The organism is Gammaproteobacteria bacterium, assembly GCA_027296625.1.
GTDB lineage: Bacteria > Pseudomonadota > Gammaproteobacteria > JAKEHO01 > JAKEHO01 > JAKEHO01.
This window is the reverse complement of record JAPUIX010000183.1, coordinates 59,375-79,402: the sequence shown is the minus strand read 5'-3', so window position 1 is coordinate 79,402 and position 20,028 is coordinate 59,375. Positions and strand designations below refer to the sequence as shown.

22 protein-coding genes are annotated in these 20,028 nt (G+C 55.0%); 9 read left to right on the top strand and 13 right to left on the bottom strand.

Going from position 1 to position 20,028, the window contains the following annotated elements:
* Positions 1-21: 21 nt before the first annotated feature.
* Positions 22-780, bottom strand: coding sequence for an ABC transporter permease subunit (locus O6944_11795; GenBank protein MCZ6719817.1), 759 nt, complete (start codon positions 778-780; stop codon positions 22-24).
* Positions 777-1,742, bottom strand: a complete 966-nt coding sequence (locus O6944_11790) for an ATP-binding cassette domain-containing protein (protein ID MCZ6719816.1) — start codon at positions 1,740-1,742, stop codon at positions 777-779. Before O6944_11790 ends, O6944_11795 begins: the two co-directional genes overlap by 4 nt.
* A gap of 56 nt (positions 1,743-1,798) precedes the next feature.
* Here O6944_11790 and O6944_11785 point away from each other — a divergent pair, with 56 nt between their 5' ends.
* Positions 1,799-3,769: a hydantoinase/oxoprolinase family protein gene (locus tag O6944_11785; GenBank protein MCZ6719815.1), complete on the top strand. Its 1,971-nt coding sequence runs from the start codon at positions 1,799-1,801 to the stop codon at positions 3,767-3,769.
* A 225-nt stretch (positions 3,770-3,994) separates the two neighbouring features.
* Positions 3,995-5,167, top strand: coding sequence for a transposase (locus tag O6944_11780; protein ID MCZ6719814.1), 1,173 nt, complete (start codon positions 3,995-3,997; stop codon positions 5,165-5,167).
* 71 nt (positions 5,168-5,238) lie between these two features.
* Here the strand turns inward: O6944_11780 and rpmG are convergent, their stop codons facing one another.
* On the bottom strand, positions 5,239-5,394 hold the full coding sequence (gene rpmG / locus O6944_11775) for a 50S ribosomal protein L33 (GenBank protein MCZ6719813.1): 156 nt from the start codon (positions 5,392-5,394) through the stop codon (positions 5,239-5,241).
* An 11-nt stretch (positions 5,395-5,405) separates the two neighbouring features.
* Complete coding sequence (gene rpmB, locus O6944_11770) at positions 5,406-5,642, bottom strand: 50S ribosomal protein L28 (GenBank protein ID MCZ6719812.1); 237 nt, start codon at positions 5,640-5,642, stop codon at positions 5,406-5,408.
* A 119-nt stretch (positions 5,643-5,761) separates the two neighbouring features.
* Between rpmB and coaBC the strand changes: the two genes are divergently transcribed.
* The 5 genes from coaBC (at position 5,762) to slmA (ending at position 11,488) form a co-directional block, all read left to right on the top strand.
* Positions 5,762-6,892 (top strand): bifunctional phosphopantothenoylcysteine decarboxylase/phosphopantothenate--cysteine ligase CoaBC, encoded by a 1,131-nt coding sequence (gene coaBC / locus O6944_11765; protein MCZ6719811.1) that lies wholly within the window; start codon positions 5,762-5,764, stop codon positions 6,890-6,892.
* Entirely contained in the window at positions 6,861-7,322 is a 462-nt protein-coding gene (dut, locus tag O6944_11760) for a dUTP diphosphatase (protein MCZ6719810.1), read from the top strand. Before coaBC ends, dut begins: the two co-directional genes overlap by 32 nt.
* A 65-nt stretch (positions 7,323-7,387) precedes the next feature.
* Positions 7,388-9,844, top strand: coding sequence for a phosphomannomutase/phosphoglucomutase (locus O6944_11755; protein MCZ6719809.1), 2,457 nt, complete (start codon positions 7,388-7,390; stop codon positions 9,842-9,844).
* 125 nt (positions 9,845-9,969) lie between these two features.
* A complete protein-coding gene (gene argB / locus O6944_11750) occupies positions 9,970-10,866 on the top strand; it encodes an acetylglutamate kinase (GenBank protein MCZ6719808.1) in 897 nt (298 codons plus the stop codon).
* 28 nt (positions 10,867-10,894) lie between these two features.
* Entirely contained in the window at positions 10,895-11,488 is a 594-nt protein-coding gene (slmA, locus tag O6944_11745) for a nucleoid occlusion factor SlmA (GenBank protein MCZ6719807.1), read from the top strand.
* Between the two features lie 2 nt (positions 11,489-11,490).
* On the opposite strand, the gene O6944_11740 is transcribed toward slmA, so the two are convergent.
* Positions 11,491-12,120 carry a hypothetical protein gene (locus O6944_11740; protein ID MCZ6719806.1) on the bottom strand — a complete coding sequence of 210 codons (630 nt, stop codon included), beginning with the start codon at positions 12,118-12,120 and terminating at the stop codon, positions 11,491-11,493.
* Positions 12,121-12,271: 151 nt separating this feature from the next.
* Entirely contained in the window at positions 12,272-12,916 is a 645-nt protein-coding gene (gene pyrE, locus O6944_11735; protein ID MCZ6719805.1) for an orotate phosphoribosyltransferase, read from the bottom strand.
* 101 nt (positions 12,917-13,017) lie between these two features.
* On the opposite strand from pyrE, the gene O6944_11730 reads away from it, so the two are divergent.
* Positions 13,018-13,791: an exodeoxyribonuclease III gene (locus O6944_11730; protein MCZ6719804.1), complete on the top strand. Its 774-nt coding sequence runs from the start codon at positions 13,018-13,020 to the stop codon at positions 13,789-13,791.
* 55 nt (positions 13,792-13,846) lie between these two features.
* Here O6944_11730 and O6944_11725 read toward each other — a convergent pair whose 3' ends face one another.
* The 7 genes from O6944_11725 to O6944_11695 form a co-directional block, all read right to left on the bottom strand.
* Entirely contained in the window at positions 13,847-14,302 is a 456-nt protein-coding gene (locus tag O6944_11725) for a DUF4426 domain-containing protein (protein MCZ6719803.1), read from the bottom strand.
* 83 nt (positions 14,303-14,385) lie between these two features.
* Positions 14,386-14,994, bottom strand: a complete 609-nt coding sequence (metW, locus tag O6944_11720) for a methionine biosynthesis protein MetW (GenBank protein ID MCZ6719802.1) — start codon at positions 14,992-14,994, stop codon at positions 14,386-14,388.
* A 5-nt stretch (positions 14,995-14,999) separates the two neighbouring features.
* Positions 15,000-16,148 (bottom strand): homoserine O-acetyltransferase, encoded by a 1,149-nt coding sequence (locus O6944_11715; protein MCZ6719801.1) that lies wholly within the window; start codon positions 16,146-16,148, stop codon positions 15,000-15,002.
* Positions 16,149-16,261: 113 nt separating this feature from the next.
* Entirely contained in the window at positions 16,262-16,558 is a 297-nt protein-coding gene (locus tag O6944_11710) for a DUF167 family protein (GenBank protein ID MCZ6719800.1), read from the bottom strand.
* Positions 16,555-17,133, bottom strand: a complete 579-nt coding sequence (locus tag O6944_11705; protein MCZ6719799.1) for a YggT family protein — start codon at positions 17,131-17,133, stop codon at positions 16,555-16,557. The genes O6944_11710 and O6944_11705 overlap by 4 nt, the downstream gene beginning before the upstream one ends.
* Positions 17,133-17,960 carry a pyrroline-5-carboxylate reductase gene (proC, locus tag O6944_11700; GenBank protein MCZ6719798.1) on the bottom strand — a complete coding sequence of 276 codons (828 nt, stop codon included), beginning with the start codon at positions 17,958-17,960 and terminating at the stop codon, positions 17,133-17,135. Before proC ends, O6944_11705 begins: the two co-directional genes overlap by 1 nt.
* A gap of 94 nt (positions 17,961-18,054) precedes the next feature.
* Complete coding sequence (locus O6944_11695; protein ID MCZ6719797.1) at positions 18,055-18,741, bottom strand: YggS family pyridoxal phosphate-dependent enzyme; 687 nt, start codon at positions 18,739-18,741, stop codon at positions 18,055-18,057.
* A gap of 238 nt (positions 18,742-18,979) precedes the next feature.
* Between O6944_11695 and O6944_11690 the strand changes: the two genes are divergently transcribed.
* Entirely contained in the window at positions 18,980-20,014 is a 1,035-nt protein-coding gene (locus tag O6944_11690; GenBank protein ID MCZ6719796.1) for a type IV pilus twitching motility protein PilT, read from the top strand.
* Positions 20,015-20,028: the final 14 nt, after the last annotated feature.

The following is a 20,028-nucleotide window of genomic DNA, read 5'->3' as shown; positions in this document are numbered from 1 at the left end:
GGCAGCGCTCTGTTGAGATAGTCAATCGTGTAACCGGTCCGCGTCAAGTCGCCAGATACTCAGGATGACAAAGGTTGTGATCATGATGATGTAATAGACGACATCCTCTGCGTTGAAGATGCCTCTCAACAGGGGTTCAAAGTGTCTGGAGATCGATAGATAAGATAATGCCGCGCTGATTTTGTCGGATCCGGCCTGGCTCGCCCAGTGGATGATCCACAAGAGCAGCAGGACACCAAAGGTGCTGACCCCGGCAACAACGGGGATTGCCGTCAGGGTGGACATAAACAAACCGACGGCGCAAAAAGTAGCAACGAGCAATGTTAGACCCAAAAGGCCAGCGAGGAATTGCCCGATGTCCAAGTAACCGCCAAGCAGCAACGACAGTGGCATCAGCGTAATCATGGCAATCATGATCAGGAAGAATCCTAGCAGCCCAAGATATTTCCCGAGGATGATTTCTGTCATCGATATCGGCGAGGAAAGCAGCAGCTGAAGTGTACCCGCGCGGCGTTCTTCGCTGATTAAGCGCATGGTTAAAAGTGGGGCGATCAGTAAAACAATACTACCAGCTGTGCCCAGGAGCGGCGCCACGACAAGATCGGTCAGGCCTGGTGGGCTTTCCAGGCCTGCCAAGTGAGGTTGGAACTGTACGAACACATACAAGCGGTAAAAAAAGATCACGGCGAGGATGAGTTGCACTGCTGCCAGTATGATCCAGGCAAGCGGCAATACAAACAGGCTGTGCAGTTCACGTCCCGCGATATGATGAATCCTCATGCGGACGCCTCAACCACGAAACCGTCCGTCTCCAGATCTTCTCCGCATGTCAGTCGGATAAAGGTCTCTTCCAGTGAATGACTCTCAGGCGCAAGTTCAGATAGCCCCCAATACGACTCAACGGCCATCACAGCGATAGCTTCCGGTACATTTGCATTTATGTCATGTTGAATACGGAAGCGGGTGCCGTCGAGTTGATCGATTTGCTTTATACCCGGGATCTTATTCAGTTCCGTGATATTGGGCGGATTCCTGAATGCAACGCGTAGGTAGTTGCCACCGATGTTCCGCTTCAGGTTATCAAGGCGATCATTCAGCACCAGGCGACCCTGTTGGATGATCAGTACGCGGTCACAGACGGCTTGTACCTCGGGTAACACATGTGTTGAGAGGATCACGCTGTGGTCGCTGCCAAGTTCCCGAATCAGATTACGGATTTCACGGATCTGAATCGGGTCGAGGCCGATGGTAGGTTCATCCAAGATCACCACGGCCGGTGCGTGGATGATCGCTTGGGCGATACCGACGCGTTGTTGGTAACCTTTCGAGAGATTGTCGATGAGGCGATCACCAGCGCCGTCAAGCCCGCAGCGCTGTTTGCAGCTGTTTAAAGCGCGAGGAATGGCTTGGCGATTGATCCCATGCAATCGAGCGCAGTAGCGTAAGTACTCATCGACGGTGAGTTCACGGTACAGCGGCGGGTGTTCGGGTAAGTAGCCGATATAGGCTTTTGCCTTTTTAGGCGCATCGAGGATATCAATGCCACCGACCATTACACGTCCCATACTGGGCGCTAGAGCGCCACTGATGATCTGCATGGTCGTAGTTTTGCCGGCGCCATTGGGTCCGAGGAATCCGAGCACCTCCCCGCGGCTGACATTAAAGCTGATATCGTGAACCGCATGGTGCATTCCGTAGTAGCGGAAGAGATGCTCTACGGCGATGAGCGTTTCCTCAGCCATCGCGGAGCTATTATTGTCATAATACGAGCGTATGCAAGCGGAGAATAACGAAGGTCATGCTGCTTGGCATCGACACGGGAGGCACGTTTACCGATTTCGTTTTCTACAACGGTAAGCGAATTGCAATCCATAAGGTGTTGTCCACGCCGCATGCGCCTGAGGAGGCCATTCTGCAAGGGATGGCAGAGATGGGGCTCGCGCCGCGGGATCTCCGGGTTGTGCACGGCTCCACCGTGGCGACGAACGCCGTGTTGGAAGGCAAAGGCGTGCGCACGGCATTTATCACCAACCGGGGGCTCAGGGATATGCTCACGATTGGTCGTCAAGCTCGGCGCGAGCTCTACAACTTGCAGCCCGAGGCGATTGCACCGCCGGTCCCGCGGGGGCTGTGTCTTGAGACCGGCGGGCGCTTGGGCGCTGATGGTAGCGTCATCGAGCCACTCACAGAGGACGATCTGCAGGATCTCCGAGCCGCTGTGGAAAGGCTGGCCCCCCAGGCAGTGGCCATCAACTTATTGTTTTCCTTTCTTGATGACCGCTTTGAGCGGGCCATTGAGGCGGCAATGCCCACGGGGTTATTTGTCTCGCGCTCGTCGATGGTGTTGCCGGAATACCGGGAATACGAGCGGGGCATGACCACCTGGTTGAATGCCTATGTCGGCCCGCTGGTGGAGCGGTATCTTGCAAGGCTCTCGGCACACCTTGCCCCGGGGAAGCTCGCCGTCATGCAAAGCGCGGGCGGTACCTTGGGGGCCGAGCAGGCAGGCCGGCAGGCCGTACACCTCTTATTGTCGGGTCCGGCCGCGGGGCTCGTCGGCGCGCGTTTCGTCGCCGAGGCCGCAGGACAGCCGCGCGTTATGACGCTGGATATGGGGGGCACCTCCACTGATGTGGCTTTGATCGACGGCGAGGTGGAGCTCACCAGTGAGGGGCGTATCGGTCCTTACCCGCTGGCCGTGCCCATGGTGGATATGCATACCATCGGCGCCGGGGGTGGGTCGATTGCGACGGTGGATGCGGGTGGTGCGCTTCAGGTTGGGCCCCAGTCGGCGGGGGCCCAACCCGGCCCCGCTTGCTACGGGCGGGGAGGGCGCGAGGCCACGGTGACCGACGCCAATCTCGTGCTTGGTCGGCTCCCCGTAGACGCCCGCCTGGGGGGCAGCCTGCAACTCGATATTGAGGCGGCGCGCAAGGCCGTTAGCCGCATCGCAAATCAGTTGGGTGCGGCCTCGGCTGAGCAGGCGGCCGATGGCATCGTGTGCATCGCGAATGAACACATGGCCCAGGCACTTCGTGTCATCTCCGTACAGCGAGGCTTTGATCCCCGTGAATTTGTACTGGTTTCCTTTGGTGGGGCGGGCGGCATGCACGTATGCGCCTTGGCCGAGGCCTTAGGGATCTGTCGGGCATTGGTGCCAGTACAGGCGGGCGTGCTATCTGCGCTTGGCATGTTGGTGGCACCTCCGGCCCGGCAGTTATCGCGGACCCTCGGTGGTTTGTTGGCATCGTATGATGAGGCGACTGTGAATGAGGCATTGGATGACCTCGCCGCGCGTGGGCGGGCGGCGCTGCGAGCGCAAGGTGTTGAGCCCACGGAGATTACCACGGAACCATGCCTGGACCTTTGTTACCGTGGCCAATCGTACTGCCTCACCATTGCCTGGCAAGGGACCCTGTCGGGTGTCACGGAGACCTTTCACCTAACCCACGCGCACCGCTATGGTCATCGCTTGGCGATGCCGGTCGAACTCATCAATGTGCGCATGGGGCTCCGTGCAGAACCGCCGGTATTGCCACTACCGAAGCTTCACCCGCATGCCGAACGCACGGCCAGTGGCGAGGCCCGTGTGTATGGTGTGCCGGGCACGGTTCCGATCTGGCACCGCGAGTGCCTCGTAGGCGGGCAACGCCTCGTCGGCCCGGCGATCATCGCCGAGACTACCGCGACGACATTTGTTGCACCTGCGTGGAATAGTCATGTCGATGATTATGGCAATCTTCACCTGTCAACGAATGGGGAGATTTAGGTGCCGATGGTGGTAAGCATGAGGGAATGCCGGTTGGCTTAATGGTTTCGCCTTAAGGATCCCGGGGCGACATCGCGCGCAACGTGGATTGTTTTTGTGGCACCTGTCTCAAAAAGGGTGTCCGCTGCCAAAGCCCAGCGCCGAGCCTGTGGACGCTGAAGCGATTCTGGACTACCATGGTGTTTGAACCCAACGTTAGGGTTGTCTTCGAAAGGGAGGCATAGGATGTTTTATGGATTGTTGCCCCTGCCCTTATGGGGCTACGTTGCGGTGATACTAGCGCTTACGCAGATCACCGCCGCCGCTGTAACCATATTCCTACATCGACATCAAGCACACCGGGCCCTGGATTTGCATCCGCTACCCAGTCACTTCTTCCGTTGCTGGTTATGGCTGACTACAGGGATGATCACGAGAGAATGGGTTGCGATACATCGGAAACATCACGCCTTCTCTGACAAGGTCGGTGATCCCCATAGCCCTCAGATCGTCGGGATCCGTAAGGTCTTGTTTGATGGGGTTGATCTCTATCGGTCGGAAACACGAATCGCGGAAACGATAGAAAAGTACGGCCATGGGACGCCTGATGATTGGTGGGAGCGCAATGTCTACGGTCGGAACAACATTGGGTTAGGGCTGATGCTGGTGATTGATCTTCTGCTGTTTGGTGTAGTCGGCATCACCATTTGGGCAGTGCAGATGATGTGGACCCCGTTTTTTGCCGCAGGCGTGATTAACGGCATTGGTCATTGGTGGGGCTATCGCAATTATGAGGTGGCAGATGCCTCTCGCAATATTGTCCCTTGGGGTATCCTCATTGGCGGTGAGGAGCTGCACAACAACCATCATGCTTTCGTCAGTTCGGCAAAATTCTCGTCGAAGTGGTGGGAGTTTGATATTGGTTGGTTTTATATCCGCCTGCAGGAAATGCTAGGCCTTGCCCGGGTAAAGAAGGTAGCGCCAAAGCTCGTTATGAATACCAAAAAACTTGGTTTGGACCTGGATACGGTGAGCGCCATCGTCACAAACCGTTTCCATGTAATGGCGCACTATGCCAGGGATGTCGTCTCGAGTGTTTATCAGGAAGAGCTTAACAAAGCGGATGATTACTATCGGCACATTCTAAAGCGAGCTCGAGGCCTATTAACGCGGGAGGAGTCCCTACTCGATGCGCAGGCAGTGCACCGACTTGAGACAGTGCTACAGCATAGTCAGGCGCTAGAGGTCGTGTATCAATTTCGGTTGCGTCTGCAGGCGCTCTGGATGGAGCGGACTGCAACGCGCGAGAGTCTTTTGCAATCATTACAAGAATGGTGCAAGCAGGCAGAGGCGACGGGCATCAAGGCCTTGCAGGAATTTGCCCAGGCGCTGCGTGGCTATTCTATGCAACCGGCCTAAGTAAATAATTTAGGGGCATAACACAAAAAACCCGCCGCGCGGCGGGTTTTATTTTCGCCTCGTTATGCTAGCTATTTGATTTTTGCTTCTTTGTATTTGACGTGCTTGCGCACCACTGGGTCGTATTTTTTCTTTTCCAACTTATTGGGCGTGGTGCGCTTGTTCTTAGTGGTGGTGTAGTAATGGCCGGTCCCTGCAGTGGATACGAGTTTGATTTTGTCACGCATGACGCTCGTCTCTAAACTTTCACGCCGCGGTTGCGGAGATTCACCAGCACCTGGTCGATCCCCATCTTATCAATAATGCGGATGCCTTTCGCACTGACGCGCAGGCGCACCCAGCGCTTCTCACTTTCGACCCAGAATCGGTGTTTCTGGAGATTCGGCAGAAAGCGCCGCCGCGTCTTGTTATTTGCATGGGAGACATTGTTTCCCGATGCAGGCCGCTTACCGGTTACCTGACATACTCTGGCCATTGTGGATTCGTCCCAAAAAGGAACGTAAGTTTAGCGTGGACGCGGTGTTCCGTCAAAAATCTAAGGGCGGCATCTCAGTGTGCATGGGCCGGTTTCCATAGGGTAAAATTTGCATTCTTATGGGCAGTCTGACCAATAAACGTGTCGTTGTCGGTGTAACAGGCAGCATTGCCGCGTATAAGAGTGCCGATTTAGTGCGCAGGCTCCGCGAGGCGGGGGCTGCGGTACGGGTGGTCATGACCCGAGGGGCCTGTTCGTTTATCACGCCGCTGACACTGCAAGCCCTATCCGAGCATCCTGTGCACACAGAACTGCTGGACGCGGGGACGGAATCGGGTATGGGGCATATCGATCTGGCGCGCTGGTCGGACGTGGTGCTGGTGGCACCCGCGAGCGCTAACTTCATGGCGCGACTTAGCGTTGGCATGGCGGATGATTTGCTCAGCACGCTTTGTCTTGCCACCAGCGCACCCCTCGTGCTGGGCCCAGCACGAGGGGAACAAGCCTGTGGAGAGACGGGCCCCGGCCGCATGCTGGAGCCGGCGGCGTTGGTCTTGGCTTTGGCTGGCGTCTTTGAAACTGGCAGCCTCAGTGATCGGCGCGTGATGGTGACCGCCGGCCCGACACGCGAAGATATCGACCCAGTGCGTTTCGTTAGCAATCGAAGCTCCGGCCGCATGGGCTACGCCGTGGCCCGGGCGGCCGCCGAGGCGGGCGCCGAGGTAAGATTGGTCACGGGCCCCGTTGACCTCGACCCGCCAGAGCGTGTCAGCTCTAAATCCGTCTACAGCGCCGAACAGATGTACCAGGCGGTGATGGCGGATGTTGATGACACTGATATCTTTATTGCAGCTGCTGCGGTAGCGGATTATCGGGGTGTGGCGCAGCATGAACGCAAGCTTAAGAAGTCGAACGGAGGGATCACGCTGACTCTCGAGCGGACACCCGATATACTGGCGGCGGTAGCCAGCCAGGCGCATCCTCCGTTCACCATTGGCTTTGCGGCTGAAACGGAGAATCTCTTGCACAATGCCCGGATAAAACTTGAATCCAAAGCGCTGGATATTGTAGCTGCGAATCTGGTTGGTGGGCCGGAGCTGGGTTTTGAGAGTGAAGAAAACGCGCTAGAGTTAGTCTGGCGGGGCGGGGGCCTCACGCTTGCGCGGGCGTCAAAAGATCAGCTCGCGCGAAAGCTGATCACCGTCATCGCTGAACGCTATCATGAAAAGAATACAACTCAAGGTCCTTGACCCGCGCGTCGGTACTGAGTTTCCTCTTCCAAAATACGCAACAAGCGGATCAGCAGGTATGGATGTGCGGGCCTGTTTAGATGACCCGCTGACCCTGGGCCCAGGTGAAACGGCATTGATCCCGAGTGGTTTTGCAGTGCACATTGCGGATCCCCAATTAGCGGCTGTGCTGCTACCCCGTTCTGGGCTTGGCCACAAACATGGGCTAGTGTTAGGCAATCTCGTCGGGTTGATCGACTCTGATTATCAAGGAGAGGTCTTGGTCTCGTGTTGGAACCGTGGTAAGGCGCCGTTTACCATCCACCCGGGGGAGCGCATTGCACAGCTGGTTTTCGTGCCGATGGTGCGGGCGGCCTTTGAAATTGTTGATAGGTTTGAAGAGAGCACGCGGGGTGCCGGCGGTTTTGGCCATACCGGACGCGTGTCGTAGCGGGAGGCTTTCGGGAACTGATGGTCGAAGGGCCTGTTAAGCACAGACGGTTTAAAAGGCGGACGGTGCGTAATGTACTGCTTGCCTCCATGGGCGTGCTCGTCTTAGGGGCGCTGGCGCTGACCGGCGGCTACTTTTATCGGGAGCGTGCCGAGAAGGTACAGGAACAGGCACTGGAAACCGTACAGCAGGAGGCGAGTGCGTTCGCCGCCCAGCTGGCGGATCGGCTGGGCGCATCCCAGCGAGTGCTCAATGACCTGGCCACACAACAGGCGGTGATTACGCTTTTCGTGAGCGCGGATGAGGCCGCGCTCAGTCTCAAAGGGGATGAACTTGCGGGCCAGTTTCCGTCGGCCTTGAAACTCAGGCTGCTCAAACCAGGCGTCAACGAGGTTGACACTTCGACCTTCCCGCCCTTGAGCTATGCATCGCTCGACTTACTGCGCAAGGCGGAGGCATCAGAGGACCCCGTCCCTGCCGAAGTCTTGTTTTTTGGCAGTCCCTCTCAGCACATCGTGATGGTTCGACGGGTCACGAACGGCGGTGGGGAGCTCGTGGGCGTATTGCATTTGAGTGTCGACGTCGGCGTCCTCGGTGAGGCCATGCAGGGCCTTTCACTGTCCAAGGGCTACGCGGAGTTACACCAAGTGGTGCATGAAGGCGAGACGCTGGTGCTGGCACACGAGGGCGACGGCGCGGCGAAGGCGCGAGGAGCGCTCGTGGTCTTGCCCGTGGCCAACACTGGGTGGCGGTTAGCTTATTGGCACCAGGCCGCGGCGGACCCTGGCCGCGCGCCCGGTTCAAGCGGCTCTGGTTTCTGGGGACTCACGGGGGGCATTGGCGTCGAGTCACTGATCCTTGTCGTGGTGATTCTTGGCACACTCAGCGTGTATGTGATCTTCCGGCGGGGGCGGCGTAATGCCGCCCAGGTGATGGCAGAGACCGCGGTCTATGCCGGCGCAGTGCAAGGGATCATGCTGGGGGCGCATCCTGGCCTGGAACGACTGGTCCCGGGGCTTCCAAAAACAGCTCACTATGCGGGCGGTACAGCTGTGGCTCAGCCCTCGTCGCTGGCAGCGCGTGGTGCAAGGGCCCAAGCTGTTACGGAGTCGTCGGCGACGCCGGTGGTGCGAGAAGAGCAGGTACCGCTGGCAAAGAGCATCTTTCGCGCCTATGACATCCGCGGAGTGGCGGGAAAGACACTCACGGCGGATTCGGTCCATGCCATCGGACGCGCCATCGGCAGTGAGGCGCATGAACGGGGGCAACAGGAACTCGTGGTCGGTCGTGACGGCAGGAAGTCAAGCCCAGAGTTGGCCGAGGCGCTCATTAAGGGGCTTAGGGCTGCTGGCAGGGATGTCATTGATATCGGGATGGTCCCGACGCCCTTGGTTTATTTTGCGACCCATCATCTGAATACAGGCAGCGGCGTGATGGTTACCGGTAGCCACAACCCGCCAAACTATAACGGTCTCAAGATCATGCTCGATGGAGAAACCCTGTCTGGTAACGCCGTGATGGCCTTGCGGGATCGCGTTACGGGGCGCAAGTTGGTCACTGGCAATGGAAAGCTCAAGTCGAGAGACATCACGGGGGACTATATGCGACGTGTCAATGAAGAAATTCCAGTCGCCCTCGATCACGCATTTAAGCTGGTTATCGACTGTGGCAATGGCGTCGCTGGAACATTGGCACCGGAAGTGCTCCGTGCCCTTGGCCACGAAGTGGTTGAACTCTATTGTGATGTCGATGGCAATTTTCCTAATCACCAACCTGATCCCAGTCAGCCTGAGAATCTCAGAGTTCTCATTGACCGGGTCAAGCAGGAAAAGGCTGATTTAGGTCTCGCATTCGATGGTGATGGCGATCGTCTCGGCGTGATCGATGGCGCGGGCAACATCATATGGCCTGATCGACAGATGATGCTCTTTGCTCGCGATGTTCTCTCTCGTGCCAAGGGCGCGCCGATCATTTTTGACGTGAAGTGCAGCCGACATCTAAGGCGTGTGATCGAGGAACACGGAGGTAAACCTGTGATGTGGAAAACCGGGCATTCCTTCATCAAGCACAAGATGAAGGAAGAGAATGCACCTTTAGCGGGGGAATTGAGTGGGCATATTTTTTTTAAAGAACGGTGGTACGGTTTTGATGACGCAATCTATGCTGCAGCCCGCATCCTGGAGATACTGGGAAAGTCAAAAAAATCCCCAGAGGCGGTATTTGCAGAGCTCCCCGGGGGCATTGCAACACCTGAATTGCGGCTGAGCATGCCCGAGCGATCGCATGCAAGTTTTATGAAAGATTTTTGCGAACGTGCAGTATTTGATGAAGCCAAGATCACGACAATTGATGGCCTGCGGGTAGACTTCCCGGATGGTTGGGCGCTGATCCGGCCATCCAATACAACCCCGTACCTGATTCTGCGCTTTGAGGGGGATGATCAGCAGGCCTTAGATCGGATCCAAGACGCGTTTCGTCGTGTTTTTCAGGAATTGGATCCAAAATTGCCGCTACCATTCTAAGGCATTGCCGCCACCGATTTTTGACCGGAGTTCTGTAGATGTGGGCAGGCAGCATTAATGTGCCCGTGTGAGAAGGAAATTTTTCGCAGTTTGAATTCATTAATATGTTGAACAGCCGCTCAGACATGAGTTTAGAATCTTCCGATGCATTGAATATCGCAAGGGTCCTTACCGAAGCCCTACCGTATATCCAGCGTTTTCAGGGTAAAACGATGGTCATCAAATACGGTGGGAATGCCATGTCGGATGACAGGCTAAAGAATAGTTTTGCCCGTGACGTGGTACTCATGAGACTGGTGGGCATGAATCCGGTGGTGGTGCACGGGGGTGGCCCGCAGATTGGCGATCTGCTGAAGCGTATTGGCAAGGACAGCCAATTTGTCGAGGGGATGCGCGTAACCGATAGCGAGACGATGGACGTGGTGGAGATGGTGCTTGGCGGATTAGTTAACAAGGAAATCGTCAATTTGATCAATCGACACAAAGGTAGGGCTGTAGGCTTAAGCGGAAAGGATGGTGAATTGATCCGGGCGCGGAAGCTGACGTTCAAGCGGTCTGCCCCGGAGATGGACGCGCCGGAAATCATTGACATTGGCCACGTTGGTGAAGTGGCGAGCATCGACACCGCCGTAGTGAATATGCTTGTTAGAGGAGACTTTATCCCTGTGATCGCACCGATTGGGGTAGGGGACAATGGTCAGTCCTATAATATTAATGCCGACCTCGTGGCGGCAAAAATGGCTGAAGTGCTGAAAGCCGAGAAGTTAATCATGCTGACGAACACTGCCGGTCTGCTCGACGAACAGGGTAAAGTGTTAACTGGACTGAGCGTAGCTGAGGTCAACAAGCTCATCTCTGACGGGACAATCGACGGCGGCATGCTTCCCAAGATCCGCTCTGCATTAGACGCGGTTCAGGGGGGTGTGAACACGGCGCATATTATTGATGGGCGAGTACAGCATGCGGTACTGCTAGAGGTATTTACGGATGTCGGCGTGGGTACACTGATCCGGCGACGCTAGCTGGCGAGGTGGGAGGGGGCAAAGTGAGATGAAAGATGCTAAGGCGAAACCGAGTCGGCGGCAGCAGATTTTGGAAGCGTTGGCCCGCGAGCTTGAGAACCAGCCCGGTACGCGAATCACCACGGCTAGGCTTGCCACAGCCGTCGGCGTGTCTGAGGCAGCACTTTATCGGCACTTTGCTAGCAAGGCGAAGATGTTTGAGGATCTGATCGGGTTCGCGGAGGATTCAGTATTTGGTCTCACAAACCGTATACTGTCGGATGAGTCTGATGTCGTGAAGCGCTGTCAGGGTATCTTGAAGTTGCTCTTGGGATTTTCTGAACGAAATCCCGGTATCACACGCATCCTTGTCGGCGATGCGCTAGTCGGCGAGAATGAGCGCCTTCGGACGCGTGTCGTACAATTTTTCGATCGCTTTGAGATGCAATTGAAACAGATCTTGCGTGAAAGCACTCTAAGCCCGGGCTTGCAGCCGAAGGGATCGCCGACCGTCACAGCGAACCTGCTCGTGGCGCACGCGGAAGGGAAAATGCTGCAGTATGTACAGAGCGGCTTTCATACCTCTCCGACCAGTTTCTGGGAGGAGCAGTGGGCGACGCTCTCGCAGGGCTTGTTTGGCTAAGCTTATCTTCCTGCGGCCTTTAACTCTTTGAAGCGCGTCAGATCAGACTCAAAGGCGTTGCGCACCGCATCCTGTTCCTTATGCAAGGTCTTAATGTAGGCGCGGTTCTCTGCGATCTGTGCACGCACCACATCGATCTCGTTTTGGGTTCCATCGGCCGGCGGCTTGCCGCGACGTTCCATTTCGGCCGCCATGCTCATAATCTCATTTAGGCTCTTTTGTAGCTTCTTAATGCGGCTTTCTGTGACATGAATGGTTTGTTCGATTGCAGCAAGTTTGCCATCCTGGGCCAGAACAAGATCGTCCTCGCTCGCAAATGTATCTAACAAGACCCGATCGGCGATCTCTTTCTTCCTGGCCTTACGGTCTTCCTCTGCCTGGATAGCCGCGAGCCGTCGCTCCTCTTCCAGCTCCTCTGGAGTTTTGGCCCTTTCTTTTCTGTCAATGACAATCCCCTGATCGCTGAGTTCTTCATGTCCTTTTTGTGAATACTCTGGCGGAACAACATTACCACATTCCCTTACGTCATCTTTGTTTGTCCAGCACTTGATCCTTGCGTGCGCTGGAGGGGATGGGGACAGGCCCGTTACCAAAACGAGGATCAAGGCAATGCGCATCACAGTGGCATTCATGATCAATAGCCTGCGTGGCTCAGCAACTGATTAAATACTCGGGTTGGACGGGCTCGGCACATCGTTATTATTATAGTATGTGAACGAATTGTTGCGGGCTAGGCCGGGCCATTCCGGGCCCAAGGCTTGGAAGGGGCGGAATTACGATCGCTTACGCTGCGCCATACTGCATCCTATAGTCACGAACGTGCTGGAGCCTTTCGCCCATTTCCGGTTCCTCTTCAAGATATGCAACGAGATCATCCAGTGTAATGATGCTGGTAACGGTCATTTGATGGCGGGCCTCGACTTCGTGAACGGCGGATAGTTTGCCGGTGCCGCGCTCCTGCCGATCAAGCGCAATTACGACGCCAACCGGGACCGCCCCCCGAGCGCGAATGATATCGACAGAGGTACTGATCGTGGTGCCCGCGGAAATCACATCGTCAATGATCAGTACTCTCCCCGATAGGGGCGCACCAAAGGTCACACCGCCTTCGCCATAGTATTTCACCTCCTTGCGGTTAGAGCAGTATGGCACGTCGCGATTGGTTTGTTCTGCAAGGGCGATGGCGGTGGCAGACGCTAAGGGGATCCCTTTGTAGGCCGGACCAAATAGCATATCGTAGTCAAGACCGGCGTGCTGTATGGCGGTTGCGTAATAGCGGCCGAGTTGGACAAGACTTGCACCGGTATTGAATAACCCGCAGTTAAAAAAATAAGGGCTGCTCCGACCCGATTTGAGAGTAAAGTTACCGAAGCAGAGCACTTTGCAGTCGATGGCGAAGCGTATAAATTCGCGTTGGTAGTTTTTCATGTTTAGATGCCAAGTGAAGGCGCTGCGTTCGTCGCTGATGTTGGTTCATCAACCAGGCAGGTTCGCTATCATACATTGCTACGCGTTAGGGAGACAGGTTAGTGCGCATCATTACGCTAAATGCCAATGGTATCCGGTCAGCACATAAAAAAGGGTTCTTTCAATGGCTTCCCAGACAACATGCCGACGTTGTCTGTCTCCAGGAGACTAAGGCCCATCAACAGCAGCTACCGCCAGCGGTGGCATCTCCTTTTCGTTATTATGCGTATTTCCGTGATGCGAAGAAAAAGGGCTATAGTGGGGTTGCCCTTTATTCCCGGCGGGAACCTGATCGGGTGATTGGGGGCTTTGGTTGCCCGGAATTCGACGACGAGGGGCGTTATCTCCGAGCCGATTTTGGCAGGCTTAGTATCGTGTCTTTATATCTGCCTTCGGGTTCGTCTAGTGAAGAGCGACAGGCGGCGAAGTATGATTTCATGGGAAAGATCATGCCAACGCTGAAGGCAATGCGCGCCGATCGGGGGAACTACATCATTTGTGGTGATTGGAATATTGCTCACAAGAAGATTGATTTGAAGAACTGGCGTGGCAATCAAAAAAATTCGGGGTTTTTGCCCGAAGAGCGAGCGTGGATGGATCGACTCTTCAAAACTGTTGGTATGGTGGATGCCTTCCGAGTGGTGAACCCGGAGCCTGATCAATATACTTGGTGGTCGAATCGGGGTCAGGCGTGGGCTAAGAATGTTGGGTGGCGAATCGATTATCAGGTGGTGACACCGGGACTGAGAAGAAAGGTCAGGTTGGCCAAGATCTACAAGGCAAAACGTTTTTCCGACCACGCCCCGCTGATCATGGATTACGATATCCCATTCTAAATTGGACACACAGTTAGGATATGTGCCAGCGATGGCGGTACCGCTAAAATTGTAGCTAATCGGTGAAGAATCGTTCCTGAAAAGTGATGGTATGTGTTATAGCCTCATCGTCGGGGGTGATGTGCAGCGTAAATATGAGGGTTTCTTCATTGCTCACTGGCGTTTCGGCGATGTAGTAGAATGCGCCTTTGTCGCGTATCTCGCGCATCTCCAAAGTCTTGACCTGAGCACTGAGATTCGTTGCCGTTGCCTGTATTTTGGCGCTCACCGGCTGGCCGGTCGTGCCCATTACCTTTTTTAGTACGGAGATGTTAAGCAGTACGCGGTTCTTGCTTCGAGGGATCTTGTAGATCCTTGCAACAGACGGTTCAAGGATGTCCGTCGTAAAGGCGTTATAGTGTATGGTGTAGTCACCGAAAGTCTGCGATTGCTCCGCGGGGCTCGCGAGGGGCAACAGCATCACCAGGATCCCAAGGATTAAGTTGTGACGTCGCACGGCCGTATTGTTCATGGTTTTATTCGTTCTATCTACACTATAACGATGGACATGCGCCGGAAAGTTTTCAACCACTCCGAACAGTACGGATCCCTGCTTCAGGTATGTGATTGGGTTTTGCGGCGGAAGCGATAGAGCGCAATTTCGCCTAGGAGATTCGGCAATAACCGCATTCCCAAATTGGACCGATGGGCATGATCGACGGTTGCTCGCTGTAGGATCTCCACATCAAGTGATCTACATAATCCTTCAAAATCTGCGATGGAACACAAATGAATGTTAGGCGTTTCATACCATTGATCGGGTAGCGATCGGGATATTGGCATCTTACCTTTGATGGCCAGTTGCAGTCGGCAAATCCAGTGGCCAATATTGGTAAACGTGATAATGCCTTCGCGCCCGACACGTAACATCTCATTGATTAACTTATCAGGAAAGTGTACTGCCTGAAGGGTATCGGTCATTAGCACATAGTCAAAGGAGTTCTCATCAAACTCGGATAGTCCCGCATCAAGATCAGTCTGAATGACGTTTACTCCTACTGCGATGCATTTGACGATATTATCTTCGTCAATCTCAAGTCCATATCCAGTGACATTGCGAGTGTTTTGCAAGTAGGCAAGTAGTGCCCCGTCGCCGCAGCCAAGATCAAGGACTCGGGAAGACGCGGCGATCCATTCGGCAATCAGGGCCTGGTCCGGACGCAGCGACTTCATGGGTTTAATTCATGGGCCACGCGTCGGAGGTAGGTGCGCAGCACGTCGTGGTACTGGGGGATCGCCATAAGGAACGAGTCATGACCTTGCTGTGACGCGATCTCGGTATAAATGACGTTTTTGTCAGCATCGAGCAGCGCCCGGACGATCTCTCTTGACCGAGGCGGCGCGAAGCGCCAATCACTTTTAAAGGAGATCACGAGGAAGTTCGCTTTAGATCCCGATACAGCGACCGCAAGGTTATTTCCAAATTTGGCTGCAGGGTCGAAATAATCCAATGTCTTGGTGATTAGAAGGTAGGTATTGGCATCAAAACGATCGACGAAGGAACTTCCTTGATGGCGCAAATAACTTTCCACCTGAAACTCCACATCAAATCCAAAGCTAATCTTACCATCGCGCAGCTCGCGCCCAAATTTGGCATCGAGGACATCGTCCGATAGATAAGTAATATGTCCTAGCATGCGTGCCAACATCAGCCCTCGTTTTGGTTTTACGCCGTACTCATAATAACGCCCTTCATGGAAGTCCTGATCCGACATGATCGCCTGGCGAGCCAGTTCGTTGAAGGCGATGTTCTGGGTCGATAGTTTTGGCGCCGCTGCAATGATAATGGCATGGCGTATGCGATCAGGGAAGTCGATGGCCCATTGCAACGCTTGCATTGCGCCTAGGCTGCCCCCGACGATTCCTGCCCAGCACTCAATCTCTAATAGGTCCGCCAAGCGCGCCTGACTCTCAACCCAATCGTGCACCGTCACGATCGGAAAGTCGGGTCCGTAGGGCTTGCCTGTTTTAGGATTGATGCTCATTGGACCCGTCGAGCCATTGCAGCCCGCGAGATTGTTAGGGCACACAACGAAAAAATGGTCGGTATCAATGGGTTTACCAGGCCCGACACAGTTGTCCCACCAGCCAGGCTTTCTGTCATCCATGCTGTTGAAGCCCGCAACGTGGTGATCGCCGCTTAAGGCATGACAGATCAGAATGGCATTTGAACGCGCTTGGTTCAGTGTACCGTAGGTTTCAAATACGAGTTGATAGCTGTCTAATACGCTACCGCAGTCCAGCGATAGCGGTTCGTTGAATACATGGGACTTTGGCGTTACAAGACCCACTGAATCATGTGGTATTGATTCCGGCATCTCAACTACTGGGTGGGTGATCAAGGTTCTGCATGAGTCTAAAGAGTGGCTGGTTCGAGCGCAACACGGGAGGCAGCCGATGCGTGGCGGCTGTGCTATGTTATTCTCCTGTTTTATTCTTGCGACCCAGACATCCAGTCGGGATGTGTCTTGGGGGTACGTATGGCAATGCGTTTATCGCGACTACGTTCGCCACTCAAGAGTTTGATCTGGGAGTGAGGCACCCGGAATTCACTTGCGAGAAACCCAATGAGCTGTGTGTTTGCCTTGCCGCTGACCGGCGGAGCGGCTATCCGTAATTTGAGATGGTCTGCGTGTACCCCGGCTATCTCGTCCCTCGCAGCACGGGGTTGTATGTGGACCTTGAGTACAAGGGTATCTCCGTCCCAATGACACCAAGTTGGTTTCATAAGAGGCTGCGTCCGATATCGGTCAGGGGGGCAATAAGGAGCATGATCAACAGTTGCAAGGCAATCAAGACGACCAGGGGTGAGAAATCAAGCGCGCTCATCGGCGGCACGATCCGTCTAGCGGGAGCAAGCAGCGGCTCTGTTAACTGATAGAGGAGCACCGTTGCAGGGTTGTGAGCCCCGGGATTTACCCAGCTGATGATCACTTGGATGATGATCGCAAATAGAAATACATAGAAAAGCAAGGACATGAGATCAGCAAACGAGAGCACCAGAAGCCCGGAAACTTGAGGGAAGCGCTCTGCGGTTAGAAGTAAAAGTAGCGAAATCTCCAAGGTTTTTAGCGCGAACATCAGCAGGATGGAGGACCAGTCAATGCCGCCGTAGCCGGGAAGGATCCGGCGCAGGGGGCGAAGTGGTGGGTTGGTGATGGTGATCAGGAACTGTGCGATCGGATTGTAGGAGTCCGCACGAACACACTGTAACAAGAAGCGTAGCATGACGGCGAGTATGTACAGGCCGAATAGCGTGCTGATAAGGAAGGTCCCCGCATTGGTGAGATAAGGCTCGGTCATTATGGGTCCCTAATGGAGCTAGCGAGTTCTTGCGCGCGTGCGCGGGCTGCTTTAAGGGCTTCTAAAAAAAGAACCGGTAGCTCCCCCTCTAGAAGTACCTTGAGTGCCTGTTCCGTGGTCCCACCAGGCGAGGTGACCTGCATGCGCAGCGTCGCAGTATCCTCGCCGCATTCTAACGCCATCTTTGCAGCGCCAAACGCCGTCTGAAGCGTCATCAGGTGGGCAGCGTCTCGGGAAAGGCCAAGTTTAACAGCCGCATCCTCGAGGGCTTCCATGATGAGAAAAAAATAGGCCGGCCCGCTGCCAGACAAGGCCGTGACGGTATCCATCTGGGATTCATCGCTCAACCAAAGGGCCAGACCGACAGAGCGCATGATCGACGCCGCGGTTTCCCGTTGTGGGGCACTAACGGCCTGATTGGCGAAGAGGGCTGCGACACCGGCATTCACCTGCGCAGGTGTATTTGGCATAGCCCGAACGATGGGTGTGTCCTCGCCGAGCCACCGCTCAAGCGCCGTAATGGGGACGCCCGCGGCGATGGATATCACCAAGGCGGTACGTTTCTGTATCGAGCCAGCGAGATCGCGTGCCACGGTCCCAATGAGCAGAGGCTTAACGGCTAAGACAATCACATCCGCAGCCGCGACGGCCTCGCGATTATCAGTACTTACCTTGACTGAAAATAGTTTCCCTACGCGTGCCAGTTGTGACGCATCGATATCTGCAGCACAGATCTTTGTGGCTGGATGACCATTCGCAATAAGTCCTCCAATGAGACTACGCCCCATGTTGCCGCAACCGATAAAGGTGATCGTGACAGCCTTCATGGTGAGATTATCCAATTCTTATTCTGCAAGCCGATCGAGGCAGCGAGTGTAACAACATGGGGATAGGAATGCATGGGCGCGGGTATTCGATCCGCTAAGGACTGCGCGGCCCAAAGATGGCAGCGCCAATCCGCACCATTGTCGCACCCTCGGCAATTGCTGCCTCCATGTCGTGGGTCGTACCAATGGAAAGCGTGTCCATCTTGATGCCAGCACGGTTGAGTTTGGTATGCGCCCGGTAAAGCTCTCTGAACGGTAAGCGTTGCTGCTCGAATTCAACCGTGGGCGCGGGCAGGGCCAGGAGACCACGCAGCCGAAGCCGGGGCAGGTCAGAAACAAGCTTGGCGAGCGCTGGTAACGCGTCGAGGGCCACGCCGGAGTTGGCGGGCTCTTTGCTGAGTTTGACCTGAATACAGAGGTTCAAGGGGGGCAGCGAGGGGGGACGCTGGTGAGACAGCCGCCTTGCAATCTGCTCTCGATCAATGGTGTGAACCCAATCAAAATTGGCCGCGATCAAGCGGGTCTTATTAGATTGGATGTGTCCGATGAAATGCCACTCAAGGCCGTTGACGGTCAACTCTTGGATCTTAGGCAGGGCTTCCTGAAGATAATTCTCCCCAAACCGCACCTGCCCGCATGCCGCCGCCGCCAGGATATCGGTGCTGGGGCGCGTTTTGCTGACGGCTAGCAGGAGAACGGAGCCCAGGGGCCGGTTAAAGCGTTTTTCCGCCTGTCGGATGCGCTTCTTCAGGTCTTCTAAAGACTCGGCGATACTTTTCATGTTGCATCAGTAGGCTATACTTCATCAGGGCCAGGAATGCTTCATTTTTCGATACGGGACAAGGTGTTATCTCTGTACCTTTGCGGTTATTATGAATAGACCGCATCTGGCGCTCATACCCGTAGTGATTGGCATGAATGTCCGGCGACTTTCATATTGCAGCCTGTGTCAGATCCCGCGGTATAAGGGACAGCTTTTCGCGGTATTGTAGCCTAGACGATTCAGACCGGAGGATTAGATGGATATAGGTGAACTGCTTGCGTTTGGTGTGAAGAACAAGGCCTCAGACTTGCATCTCTCGGCAGGGTTGCCGCCGCTGATCAGAGTGGACGGTGACATGCGCCGTCTCAATGCGCCGGTGCTGGATCACAAGGAAGTGCACGACATGATGTATGACATTATGAACGACAAGCAGCGCAAGGACTATGAAGAGTTTCTCGAGGTTGATTTTTCTTTCGAGATTCCTGGCCTTGCCCGTTTTCGTGTGAACGCTTTTAATCAAAACCGGGGCTGCGGTGCGGTCTTTAGGACGATCCCTTCCCAGATCTTGAGCCTTGAGGATCTCAATTGCCCGGCGAGCTTCAAAGATATTGCAGACTACCCGCGCGGGTTGGTGTTGGTTACAGGACCAACCGGTTCAGGCAAGTCAACGACCCTTGCCGCCATGGTCGACCATAAGAACGAGACCATCTATGGCCATATCTTGACCATTGAAGACCCTATTGAATTCGTTCATGAAAGCAAAAAGTGTCTCATCAATCAACGTGAAGTGCACCGTGACACATTGGGGTTCAACGAAGCCTTGCGCTCGTCTACGCGTGAAGACCCGGATATTATTCTGGTTGGCGAGATGCGCGATTTGGAGACGATCCGGCTTGCACTGACTGCGGCAGAAACCGGTCACTTGGTGTTTGCTACCCTGCATACATCTTCGGCTGCGAAGACTATTGATCGTATCGTCGACGTGTTTCCAGCTGCGGAAAAGGATATGATCCGATCGATGCTGTCAGAATCCCTGCGGGCGGTGATTACGCAAACGCTGCTCAAGAAGAACGGGGGCGGGCGTGTTGCAGTCCATGAGATCATGATCGGCACCCCGGCGATCCGCAATCTTATCCGCGAAAACAAGGTCGCGCAGATGTATTCGGCGATACAGACCGGTCAGCAATTCGGTATGCAAACGCTGGATCAGGATCTGCAGACGCTAGTTAAGAAAGATATTGTGAGTCGCCAGGCCGCGCGGGCAGTCGCGCAGAACAAGGACTTGTTCTGATCGAGCTTCTCAGC